The sequence below is a fragment of the Microbacterium sp. H37-C3 genome, from assembly GCF_027157935.1.
In the GTDB taxonomy this organism is placed as follows: Bacteria; Actinomycetota; Actinomycetes; order Actinomycetales; family Microbacteriaceae; genus Microbacterium; species Microbacterium plantarum.
Map to the genome: position 1 here is coordinate 701705 of NZ_JAPVLR010000002.1, position 11411 is coordinate 713115.

At 69.2% G+C, this 11411-nt stretch carries 12 protein-coding genes; 10 read left to right on the forward strand and 2 right to left on the reverse strand.

The annotated features are described in order from the left end of the window. Positions 1-10 precede the first annotated feature (10 nt). The 3 genes from O1W71_RS08340 (at position 11) to O1W71_RS08350 (ending at position 1914) form a co-directional block, all read left to right on the forward strand. Positions 11-907 (forward strand): SDR family oxidoreductase, encoded by an 897-nt coding sequence (locus tag O1W71_RS08340; RefSeq protein ID WP_112616993.1) that lies wholly within the window; start codon positions 11-13, stop codon positions 905-907. Positions 908-1000: 93 nt separating this feature from the next. Continuing rightward, positions 1001-1495: a MarR family winged helix-turn-helix transcriptional regulator gene (locus O1W71_RS08345; RefSeq protein WP_240309688.1), complete on the forward strand. Its 495-nt coding sequence runs from the start codon at positions 1001-1003 to the stop codon at positions 1493-1495. Further along, positions 1492-1914 carry an organic hydroperoxide resistance protein gene (locus O1W71_RS08350; RefSeq protein ID WP_023952119.1) on the forward strand — a complete coding sequence of 141 codons (423 nt, stop codon included), beginning with the start codon at positions 1492-1494 and terminating at the stop codon, positions 1912-1914. The genes O1W71_RS08345 and O1W71_RS08350 overlap by 4 nt, the downstream gene beginning before the upstream one ends. A 24-nt stretch (positions 1915-1938) precedes the next feature. Here O1W71_RS08350 and O1W71_RS08355 read toward each other — a convergent pair whose 3' ends face one another. Then, complete coding sequence (locus tag O1W71_RS08355) at positions 1939-2634, reverse strand: GTP pyrophosphokinase (protein ID WP_112616804.1); 696 nt, start codon at positions 2632-2634, stop codon at positions 1939-1941. A 113-nt stretch (positions 2635-2747) separates the two neighbouring features. Between O1W71_RS08355 and O1W71_RS08360 the strand changes: the two genes are divergently transcribed. The 7 genes from O1W71_RS08360 to O1W71_RS08390 are packed head-to-tail and all read left to right on the forward strand — an operon-like array spanning position 2748 to position 10262. Continuing rightward, positions 2748-4475 (forward strand): ABC transporter ATP-binding protein, encoded by a 1728-nt coding sequence (locus tag O1W71_RS08360; RefSeq protein WP_114588120.1) that lies wholly within the window; start codon positions 2748-2750, stop codon positions 4473-4475. Next, positions 4472-6529 (forward strand): ABC transporter ATP-binding protein, encoded by a 2058-nt coding sequence (locus tag O1W71_RS08365; protein ID WP_269267403.1) that lies wholly within the window; start codon positions 4472-4474, stop codon positions 6527-6529. The genes O1W71_RS08360 and O1W71_RS08365 overlap by 4 nt, the downstream gene beginning before the upstream one ends. Before the next feature lie 43 nt (positions 6530-6572). Then, the gene (locus O1W71_RS08370; RefSeq protein WP_269267404.1) at positions 6573-7424 is read left to right on the forward strand and encodes a DUF2510 domain-containing protein; all 852 of its coding nucleotides are present in this window, start codon (positions 6573-6575) and stop codon (positions 7422-7424) included. Further along, a complete protein-coding gene (locus tag O1W71_RS08375; RefSeq protein ID WP_269267539.1) occupies positions 7424-8260 on the forward strand; it encodes a sulfite exporter TauE/SafE family protein in 837 nt (278 codons plus the stop codon). The genes O1W71_RS08370 and O1W71_RS08375 overlap by 1 nt, the downstream gene beginning before the upstream one ends. Positions 8261-8269: 9 nt before the next feature. After that, the gene (locus O1W71_RS08380; protein WP_269267405.1) at positions 8270-8719 is read left to right on the forward strand and encodes an FAS1-like dehydratase domain-containing protein; all 450 of its coding nucleotides are present in this window, start codon (positions 8270-8272) and stop codon (positions 8717-8719) included. Then, positions 8716-9123, forward strand: a complete 408-nt coding sequence (locus tag O1W71_RS08385) for a MaoC/PaaZ C-terminal domain-containing protein (protein ID WP_112616814.1) — start codon at positions 8716-8718, stop codon at positions 9121-9123. Before O1W71_RS08380 ends, O1W71_RS08385 begins: the two co-directional genes overlap by 4 nt. A gap of 2 nt (positions 9124-9125) precedes the next feature. Continuing rightward, entirely contained in the window at positions 9126-10262 is a 1137-nt protein-coding gene (locus tag O1W71_RS08390; RefSeq protein ID WP_269267406.1) for a UDP-N-acetylmuramate dehydrogenase, read from the forward strand. Positions 10263-10362: 100 nt separating this feature from the next. Here O1W71_RS08390 and O1W71_RS08395 read toward each other — a convergent pair whose 3' ends face one another. Beyond that, complete coding sequence (locus O1W71_RS08395; RefSeq protein WP_269267407.1) at positions 10363-11250, reverse strand: endonuclease domain-containing protein; 888 nt, start codon at positions 11248-11250, stop codon at positions 10363-10365. Between the last annotated feature and the right edge of the window lie 161 nt (positions 11251-11411).

The following is an 11411-nucleotide window of genomic DNA, read 5'->3' on the forward strand; positions in this document are numbered from 1 at the left end:
AGGAGACACCATGTCCCGTGACCAGTACACCTTCGTCAACCCCGCCGAGCTGTACGCGGACATCGAGCCCGAGAAGCAGCACATGGACGAGCCGGGCCTCGACGCCGACCTCACGCCGAAGGCCGATCTCGGCGAGGAGAGCTACCGCGGCAGCGGCCGCCTGACCGGGCGCAAGGCGCTCATCACGGGCGGCGACTCGGGAATCGGCGCCGCTACCGCGATCGCCTTCGCGCGCGAGGGTGCCGACGTGGCCATCTCGTACCTCCCCGAGGAGGAAGAGGACGCGCAGCGCATCGCCGGCATCCTGAAGGATGCGGGTGTGACGGTGGCGCAGCTTCCCGGCGACCTGCGCGACCCGGAGTACTGCCGCTCGCTCGTCGCCGACACGGTCTCGGCGCTCGGCGGCATCGACATCCTCGTCAACAACGGCGGCAAGCAGATCTTCCAGTACGAGCTGGCCGACCTGACCGACGAGCAGTTCGACGACACCTTCAAGACGAACGTCTACGCGATGTTCTGGATCACCAAGGCTGCGCTCCCGCACCTGCCGGCAGGCGCCTCCATCATCAACACCACGTCGATCCAGGCCTACTCGCCGTCCGAGACGCTCGTGGACTACGCCTCGACGAAGGCGACGATCAACACGTTCACCAAGGCGCTCGCCCAGCAGCTCGCACCGAAGGGCATCCGCGTCAACGCCGTGGCGCCCGGGCCGATCTGGACGCCGCTCCAGCCGAGCGACGGCCAGCCGCAGGAGAAGATCGACAGCTTCGGCGAGGAGACCCCGCTGGGACGTATGGGTCAGCCGGCGGAGCTCGCGCCCGCCTACGTGTTCCTCGCGTCGGCGGAGTCGAGCTACGTCGCGGGGGAGACCCTGAACGTCAACGGCGGCATGCCCACGCCCTGACGTCATCGCTCACGAGTGCGCCGGTGGCCGAGGCTGCCGGCGCACTCTTCGAGCGTATTGATTGCGCACAACCTAGTTGTGTACAGTGCATGTATGGAACCGACGCAGCACATGGTCTGCTTCTCGCTCTACGCCGCGTCGCGGGCGACGACGAAGGCGTACGCGGCTCTCCTCGAGCCGCACGGACTGACCTACCCGCAGTACCTCGTGCTCGTGCTGCTGTGGAACCGCGACGGCCGCAGCGTCAGCGACCTGGGGCAGGCGCTCGACCTCGATTCCGGCACGCTGTCGCCACTGCTGCGCCGGATGACGCGCGACGGCCTGGTGGAACGGGGTCGCGACAGTGTCGACGAGCGCGTCGTGACCGTGTCGCTCACCCCCCGAGGCCGCGAACTGCGCTCGGAGCTCGCCCACGTGCCCGCCTGCATCGCGCAGGGGATGGGCGTCACCGTCGATGGTGCCCGGCAGCTGATCGCCGCCCTCACCGAGTTGGCGGACGGGATGCGAGACACCGCCACCGATCTGCGCGCGGATACCCGCGCGACGAAGACCACCCCCGAAAAGGAAATGAAGGAGGAGCACGCATGAGCGCTCTCTACACCGCCGAAGCACTCTCGACGGGCGCCGGCCGCAACGGGCACGTCCGCACCACGGACGGCCGGGTCGACCTCGAGATGGCCATCCCGAAGGAGATGGGCGGTTCGGGCAACGGCTCGAACCCCGAGCAGCTCTTCGCCGCCGGCTACGCCGCCTGCTTCCACTCCGCCCTGCAGATGGTGGCGCGCTCCAAGAAGATCGACGTGACCGACTCGGCCGTCGGCGGCCAGGTGCAGATCCACCCCACGGATGCCGGCGGGTTCTCGCTCTCGGTCGTCCTCGAGGTCGTGCTGCCCGGCGTCGAGCGCGAGGTCGCCCAGGAGCTCGCGGACGCCGCGCACCAGGTGTGCCCGTACTCGAACGCGACCCGCGGCAACATCCCCGTCGAGATCACGGTCTCGGAGGACTGATCCCCGCGTCCCCGCGTCGCGCGCTCAGATGCGCACGACGCGGGGACGGTGCCGCACCTCGCGGTGCAGGCGCTCCATCTTCGCGTCGAGCTCGGCCGCCGTCTCGGCGGCATCCTTCAGCTCCGCGGTCAGCTCCGCCGGCACGTTCGCGGCGAACTTGTAATAGATCTTGTGCTCGAGGCTCGCCCAGAAGTCCATCGCAATGGTGCGGAACTGCACCTCGACGGGCACGGTGATGCGTCCGGTCGAGAGGAAGACGGGCACCTCCACGATCGCGTGCAGGCTCTTGTAGCCGTTGGGCTTGGGTTCAGCGATGTAGTCCTTGACGGTCCGGACCTCGATGTCGTCCTGGGCCGTGAGCAGGTCGAACAGGCGATAGGCGTCCTGCGTGAAGCTGCAGGTGACGCGGACGCCGGCGATGTCGGTGATGTGCTCGCGGATCGACGCGAACTCGGGTTCGACCCCCTTCCGGACGACCTTCTCCACGATGCCGTCGGGTGACTTCAGTCGGCTCGAGAGGTGCTCGATGGGGTTGTAGTCGTGCAGCTGCTGGAACTCGTCGCGCAGGATCTGCAGCTTCGTCTCGATCTCCTGCATGCCGAAGCGGTACTCCAGGAGGAACTGCTGGAACTCGTCGCGCAGGCTCCGGAGCTCCTGCGGCGTGAAGTTCTGGAGGCCGTCGGTGATCGAGAGCGGGGGCACGGAGCTGCCGGTCGTCATGGCACCGACGGTACCGATCCGGCATCGGCGGCGGCTGTGAGGATCCACGGTCGTTCGCGTGTCGGAGCCCGGCGCTACCATGAACCGTCCGGTCGACTCGCTCAAGGAGACCCATGCTCGGCAAGCTCCTGTTCCGCTATCTGCGCACCTATCGGTGGCTGCTCCTGGGCGTGCTGGTGTTCCAGTTCGGCTCGGCGATGGCCTCGCTCTATCTGCCTCGACTGAACGCGGACATCATCGACAACGGCGTCGCCCGAGGCGACACCGCCTACATCTGGTCGCGCGGGGCCATCATGCTGGTCATCGCGCTCGGGCAGATCGTCGCGTCGGTCATCGCGACGCTGTGCGCTGCCCGTGCCGCGATGGCCGCGGGACGCGACATCCGACGCGACGTCTTCGAGAAGGTCAGCGGCTTCTCCGAGCGCGAGGTGTCGCGCTTCGGCCCGGGCACGCTCATCACCCGCAACACGAACGACGTGCAGCAGGTGCAGATGCTCGCGATGATGGGCGCCACGATGCTCGTCACAGCTCCGATGCTCGCGATCGGCGGCGTCATCATGGCGCTGCAGCAGGATGTCGGGCTCAGTTGGCTGATCGGGGTCGCTGTGCCGCTCCTGCTCGTGGTCGCCGGGCTCATCATCGGCCGCATGGTGCCGCTGTTCCGCCAGTTCCAGACCCGGCTCGACAACGTCAACCGCATCATGCGCGAGCAGCTGACCGGCGTCCGGGTCGTGCGGGCGTTCGTCCGCGAGCGCATCGAAGAGCAGCGATTCCGCGGTGCGAACACCGACATCATGATCGTCGGGCGCAAGGTCGGGTCGCTGTTCGTGCTGATGTTCCCGCTGGCGATGCTGGTGCTCAACGTCACGGTCGTCGGCGTGATCTGGTTCGGCGGCATCCAGGTCGATCAGGGCAACGTGCAGATCGGCACGCTCTTCGCGTTCATGCAGTACGTCGGCCAGATCCTGATGGGCGTGCTCATGGCGACGTTCATGACGATCATGATCCCGCGCGCCGCGGTCTCCGCCGACCGGATCGGCGAGGTGCTCTCCTCTCAGGATGCGCTCGAGCGTCCCGCCTCGCCCGTGCGGGAGTTCCCCGAGCCGGGCGCCATCGTGTTCGACGACGTCGCGTTCACTTACCCGGGCGCCGAGACGCCGGTGCTGCAGGGCATCTCGTTCCGCGCGGATCCCGGCGAGACGGTCGCCGTCGTCGGGTCGACGGGGTCGGGCAAGACCACGCTCGTCTCGCTCATACCCCGGCTGTTCGACGTCACCGGGGGATCGGTGACGGTCGCCGGCGTCGACGTGCGCGAGGCCGACCTCGACCTGCTCTGGAGCGGCATCGGCTACGTCCCGCAGCGCGCGTTCCTGTTCACCGGCACGGTCGCGTCGAACCTCCGGTTCGGGCGGGAGGACGCGACCGACGACGAACTGTGGAAGGCGCTCGAGATCGCGCAGGGGCGCGACTTCGTCGCGGAGATGGAGGGAGGCCTCGAAGCGCGCATCGCGCAAGGCGGCACCAACGTCTCGGGAGGGCAACGCCAGCGGCTCGCCATCGCGCGAGCGATCGTGCGGCGCCCCGACGTTTTGGTCTTCGATGACTCGTTCTCCGCGCTCGACCTCACCACGGACGCGCGACTGCGCGAAGCGCTGTGGCGCGAACTGCCGGAGGTCACGAAGATCGTCGTCGCACAGCGGATCTCCACGGTGACCGGTGCCGACCGCATACTCGTGCTCGACGACGGCCGGATGGCGGGTCTCGGTACGCACGAAGAACTCCTCGAGTCCAACGAGACGTATCGCGAGATCGTCGAATCGCAGCTGGGAGTGGACGCATGAGCGCCGAGAACCTCACCGACGAGGAGCGCGCCGAGCTCGAGCTCGCGGAACAGGCTCGTCAGAACTCCGGCAGCTGGGACAGTGTCGCTCCCGGCAAGGCGGCGAAGTTCGGGCCGAGCTTCCTGCGGATGATCGGTCTGCTGCGCCCCTATGCCCTCGTGTTCGGTCTCATGACGGTTCTCGGTGCGGTCGGCGTGGTTCTCGCCGTCCTCGCGCCGCGCGTGCTCGGCGATGCCACCAACCTCATCTTCGAGGGCGTCGTCTCCGCGAACCTCGGCTCGCAATTCCCCCCGGGCACGAGCCAGGAGGATGTCGTCGCGGCGCTCAACGCCGCGGGGCAGACGGATGTCGCCAACATCGTCGGGGCGATGCAGAACTTCCAGGTGGGCGCGGGCGTCGACTTCGATCGGCTGAAGTGGGTGGTCGTCACCGTCCTCGCGATCTACGTCGGCTCCGCCGTGCTGACCTGGCTGCAGGGCTTCGTGATCAACATCATCATGGTGCGGACGATGTGGCGCCTGCGCGAGTCGGTCGAGGCGAAGATCAACCGGCTGCCGCTGTCGTACTTCGACCGGGTCCAGCGCGGCGAGCTGATCTCGCGGGTCACGAACGACATCGACAACATCACGCAGACGATGCAGCAGTCCCTCTCGACCGCGCTCACGAGCGTGCTGACGGTCGTCGGCGTGCTGTTCATGATGTTCTCGATCTCGTGGCAGCTGGCGCTCGTGGCGCTCGTCTCGCTGCCGCTCATGGCCGTGATCTTCGGTGTCATCGGGCCGCGGTCCCAGAAGGCCTTCGCGGTGCAGTGGCGCAAGGTCGGCCGCTTGAACGCTCGTGTCGAGGAGTCGTTCTCGGGGCACGCCCTCGTCCGCGTGTACGGTCGCGAGCGAGACGCCCGCGAGAAGTTCGAGGCCGAGAACGACGAGCTCTTCGAAGCGGCCTTCAAGGCGCAGTTCCTCTCGGGCCTGATCATGCCGGGCATGACCTTCATCGGGAACCTCACGTACGTCGGCATCGCGGTCCTCGGCGGTCTGATGGTCGCCTCGGGCCAGCTACGACTCGGCGACGTGCAGGCGTTCATCCAGTACTCGCAGCAGTTCACCCAGCCGCTGTCGGAGCTCGGCGGCATGGCCGCCGTCGTGCAGTCGGGCACGGCTTCCGCTGAGCGGGTGTTCGAGCTCCTCGACGAGGACGAGCAGGACCCGGACGCTCCCGATGTCGAGCCGGCGCGCGGAGGCCGCGGCGTGATCGAGTTCGAGCATGTCCGCTTCGCCTACTCTCCCGAGAAGCCCCTCATCACCGACCTGACCTTCCGCGTCGAGCCTGGCCAGACGGTCGCCATCGTCGGTCCGACCGGGGCTGGCAAGACCACGCTCGTCAACCTCCTCATGCGTTTCTACGAGCTCGACGGCGGCCGTATCCTCCTCGACGGTCAGGACATCTCCGAGCTGTCCCGAGACGACGTGCGCTCGCGCACCGGGATGGTGCTGCAAGACCCCTGGCTCTTCGCCGGCACGATCCGCGACAACATCCGCTACGGCCGCGAGAGCGCGACCGACGACGAGATCGTCGAGGCGGCGATCGCGACGCGTGTCGACCGCTTCGTGCATTCGCTGCCCGACGGGTACGACACCGTCCTCGACGAGGATGCCGCGAACGTCTCGGCCGGCGAGAAGCAGCTCATCACGATCGCGCGGGCGTTCGTGGCGCAGCCCGCGGTGCTCATCCTCGACGAGGCGACGAGCTCCGTCGACACGCGAACCGAGCTGCTGCTGCAGCAGGCCATGTCGGCGCTGCGCGAGGGGCGGACCTCCTTCGTCATCGCGCATCGGCTGTCGACGATTCGCGATGCCGACCTCATCCTCGTGATGGAGCACGGCGACATCGTCGAGAAGGGCTCGCACGACGAGCTGATCGCGGCTCAGGGCGCCTATTGGCGTCTGTACCAATCGCAGTTCGAGCAGGCGGCGACGGAGCAGCCGGATTCGGTCGCCGAGCTCGGCGCGGCCGATGATACCGCGGGCGGCCGGCCGGTCTCGGCCGATCGGTAGTCTGAACGAGGCGGATCTGCGCCCGACGCGAGAGAAGGCAGAGTTGAGCGGTTCGACGCCTCCGGGCTGGTACGACGACGGGCACGGCGCACTGCGATGGTGGGACGGCTCGCGGTGGACCGAACACACGCACGCCCCCGTCGAGCCCGAGCCGCAGCTGGAGATCGAGCCTCAGCCCGAAGAACCGCCGGCCGTGACGGAGGCCTCCCTCACCGAGAGCCAGCACGGGGTCGCGGCATCCGACACCGCGTCGCCGACCGACGCGCTGCCGCCGATCCCTCCGTCGCCGGGAGGGTTCGCGCCGGTGTATCCCGGCGCGCATCCGTCGATCGCGACAGCGGCCGTGACCGGCGCCGTCGGCGAGACCGACGCAGCGCCCGCTCGCCGTTCCCGGCTCTGGATCGTCTTCGTCGCGCTCGGCGTCGTCCTCGTCGGGCTCGTCGTCCTCGCCGCCGTGTTCATTCCGCGCTTCATCGTGGGGATCCTGGATCCGAGCAGCGATCGCCCCGGAGCGACGGCGGTCCAGGGGGCCGATCTGCGGGCGGCCGAAGACATCGTCGACGCGTACGACGACGCATGGGACGAGATGGACTGCGGGGCCTACCAGTCCATCCTGACTCCCGAGTTCCTCGCGAGCGGCGGGCTGTCCGACTGCGCGGACTTCGCCCAGGCGGCCCGCGAGTTCAACAACTCGGTCGAGGACTACGAGGTGAGCTTCATCTCGACGACCCGAGAAGGAGACACCATCTACGTCGAAACCGTCGAGACCTTCACGCAGACGGCGGACGCCGCCGGTGCTCCGCTCGAGAACCCCGTTCCCGCGAGCTTCTCAGCGCTTTACACGCTCGTTCCGGGTGGCTCCGGCTGGCTCATCGACGACTACGTCGAGCAGTGATGGTCGAGCGTGGTGCGCGCCGGAGCGCGCGGTTCTATCTGGCGTGTGCCGGGGTCGGGCTCGCGGCCGGCCTGTTGTCGGGACTGTTCGGCGTCGGCGGCGGAACGGTCATCGTCCCGCTCCTGGTGCTGCTGCTCGGATTCGATCAGCGGCTGGCTGCCGGAACCTCCCTCGCCGCGATCGTCCCCACGGCCTCGGTCGGCGTCATCTCCTACGCCCTCACCGGATCCGTCGCCTGGGTCCCGGCCATCATCCTCGCCGCGGGTGCCGTGATCGGCGCACAGATCGGCAGTTGGCTGCTGGCGAGAATCCCGCAGAACGCGCTGCGGTGGGGCTTCGTCGGGTTCCTCGTCGTGGTCATCGTGATGCTCTTCATCGTGGTGCCCTCGCGTGACGCGGTACTCGAGCTGAACTGGGGCGTCGGTATCGGGCTCGCCGGGCTCGGGCTGTTCACGGGGATCATGGCAGGCCTGCTCGGTGTGGGCGGAGGCGTGATCGTCGTTCCGGCGCTGATGTTCCTCTTCGGCACGAGCGACCTCATCGCGAAGGGCACCTCGCTCCTGATGATGATCCCGACCGCGATCTCGGGAACCGTCGGCAACGCTCGGCGACGCAACGTCGACCTCGTGGCGGCCCTCGTCGTCGGGCTCGCCGCGTGTACAACCACGGCGCTGGGGGCGTGGATCGCGACGCTGCTGAACCCGCTGACGGCCAACATCCTCTTCGCCGTGTTCCTCACCTTCATCGCGTCTCAGATGGCGATCCGCGCCGTGAAGGCGCACCGGGCGACACGTGCGACGAAGCGGGCCGCGCAGCCGTCGGGGGGCCACCGGTAGAATCGGACGGTGTCCGTGAACCCCGATTTGGTCGACCGCGCCTTCGCGCCGACCGCCCCGTACCTCGTGGGTCGCGAAAAGGTGCGCGAGTTCGCCCGCGCCGTCTTCGCGACCGATCCGCAGCACACCGACCCCGAAGCGGCACGTGCGCTGGGTTACACCGACGTGGTCGCTCCGCCGACTTTCGCCATGGTGATCCAGGATCTCACGCTGCAGCAGCTCCTGGGCGAGCCCGACTCGGGCATCGCCCTCGAGCGAACGGTGCACGCCGAGCAGCGGTTCCGTTACACGCGCCCGATCGTCGCGGGCGATGAGCTCACCGCGCAGCTGACCGTCACCGGCATCCGTGCCTTCGGCAAGGGGGCGATGGTCACGAGCGAGGCCGACATCCGCGACATCGCCGGCGACCACGTCGTGACCGCCGTCTCCGTGCTGCTGGTCGGGGGAGAGGACGCATGAGCGATCTGACTGTCGGGTCCGTCGTCGCCGAACGCACCGTCGAGCTCACGCGCGAGTCGCTCGTGCGGTATGCCGGGGCGTCGGGCGACTTCAATCCCATCCACTACCGCGACGACGTCGCGGCACGCGTCGGCCTGCCCGGTGTGCTCGCCCACGGAATGCTGACGATGGGGCTGGCCGTCGAGACGATCGTGGAGTGGCTCGGCGACAGCGGCCGCATCGTCGAGTACGGCGTGCGTTTCACCCGCCCTGTCGTCGTCGATGCTGAGACCGGCGCGACTCTCACCGTCGTCGCGAAGGTGGGCGCCGTCGATGAGGGCGTCGCACGCATCGACCTGACCGTCAGCCACGACGGCACCGTCGTGCTCGGCAAGGCGCAAGTGCGCGTGCGCACCGCCGAGTGACCGTGGCCGAGATCGAACCGCGACCCCTCGCGGAGCTGACCACGCTGCGCGCGGGCGCCGTGCCCGACCGCATGGTCGAGGTGCACACGGCGGACGAGCTCGTCGCCACGATGCGCGAGCTGTGGACGGCCGGTGAGCCCTGGCTGGTCGTCGGAGGCGGGTCGAACCTGCTGGTGGGTGACGAGCCGTTCGACGGCACCGTCGTCGCCGTGCGCACGACCGGCATCGAAGAGCTGCCGTCGCCGCATCCCGGGCGCGCGCGTCTGAAGGTGCAGGCCGGTCACTCGTGGGACGACCTCGTCGAGTACGCCGTCGCGGCCGGTCTCGGCGGGATCGCCGCGATGTCGGGCATCCCGGGCACCGCGGGGGCAGCTCCCGTTCAGAACATCGGCGCCTACGGTCAGGAGGTCGTGCAGACCCTCGTCGAGGTCGAGCTGCTCGACGAGTCGACCGGCGAGGTCAGTGTCGTGCCGGCATCCGAGCTGGGCCTCGGCTTCCGCACCTCGGTGCTGAAGCATCACCACGGATCGGTCGCGGCGCGTTCCGCGGTCATCCTGTCGATCACGCTCGAGCTCGACCGCGTCGGGCACGGCGAGTTCGCGATCAGCGGGCCGCAGCTGCGCGGCGCCCTGGGGCTCGACCCGGAGGCGACGGTGTCGCTGCGCTGGGTGCGCGAGACCGTGCTGTCCGTACGGGCCAGCAAGGGGATGGTGCTCGACGACGCCGACCCCGACACGTGGAGCGCCGGGTCGTTCTTCCAGAACGCCGTGGTGACCGCCGCCTTCGCGCGGACGCTGCCCGACGCCTGCCCGCGCTGGCCGGTGGCACCCGACCCTGTGAGCGACCGGGTGATCCCGTTGAACGAGTACTACGGCGTCTCGCCGACGGGTGAGGTGGCCGAGCCGGACGTCAAGGTGAGCGCGGCCTGGCTCATCGAGCACGCCGGTATCGGCAAGGGTTTCTCGCTGCCCGGATCGCGAGCCGGCTTGTCGACCAAGCACGCCCTCGCGCTCACCAACCGCGGGGGAGCGACGGCCGAGGAGCTCGCCGCACTCGCGCGGTTCGTCCAGCAGCGCGTACAGGCCGAGTTCGGCCTCATCCTGCAGCCCGAGCCCGTCCTCGTCGGCGTCGAGCTCTAACCCCGTCGCTACCGTCGACTCGCCAGAGGATGCGGATGGTCGGGTGCCGGCATCCGCAGTTCTTGGCGACTCGACGGCGTGGGTTGGGGGTGGGCGCGGGTCAGCGGGCTGACAGCAGACGGCGGATGCGGCGGACGAGGGCACCGGGGTCATCGAAGTCTCGCGCCGTCACGACCGTGACGCGGTAGCCGAGCGACTCGAGCTCGGCGCGTCGCGACTGATCCCGGCTCCACTGCGAGGAATCGCGATGGTAGTCGCCGTCGTACTCGAGGACGAGCCGGGCATCGCGGTACAGCAGATCCACCCGCGCGACGAAGCGCCACCCGTCGCGGATGACCACGTTCGTCTCGGGGCGGGGGAGTCCGGCCCGCACGAGCAGAACCCGCAGCTCCGACTCGCGCGGCGACTCCGCGCCGTCGTCGAGCAGGGTCAGGGCCTCAGCGCGCCGCACTGCGCCGCGGCTGCGGCCCGCCCTCGCGTGAGCGAGCCCCAGAGCGTCGATCGTCGTGCGCGGCCCACGTCGGCTGATCAGTGCGTCACCCGCGGCCACGAGGGCGCCCAGCGAGACCGCGCCGGCGAGGTCGACCCACGTACGCTCGATGGTCGTGAGGCGGATGCCGTCCACGCAGGCGATGTCGTCCGGACGCACAGCCAGCGCGCGGCCGACCACCTCGGGGCGGCGGACCCGGTTGGCCGGGAGAGCGACGGCGAGGTGCGGGCGGGCCGCCGCGGCGTCTCGGAGGACCGCGGGTAACGGCATCCGGTGCACCGCAGCGGCGGTGGGCCCGCAGAAGAAGGCATGACCGGGTACTCGCTCGCCGATCAGCCGGAGCATGTCGAGGTCGTTCAGAGGCCCGCGCGCCCGCGTGCCGTGGAGGGGGCTCGTCAGATCACGAGCCCGCAGTCGACCCGCGGTGACGCCGTGTTCCCGGGCCGTCTCGGTGACGAAGCCCGTCGGGAGTTCGGCGGGCAGCGGAGTGCGTCGCATGCCGCCAGCATCCGTCGCCTGCCCTTGGTGCCGAGGCCCCGCCCGCCGTTTCGGGAGAACTCCCGCCCCGCCGCCCATGTGCAGGACCCAACACCCATCCCGTCGACTCGCCACAAACGGCGGGTGCGAGCGCGTCAGGACCCGCCGTTTCTGGCGAGTCG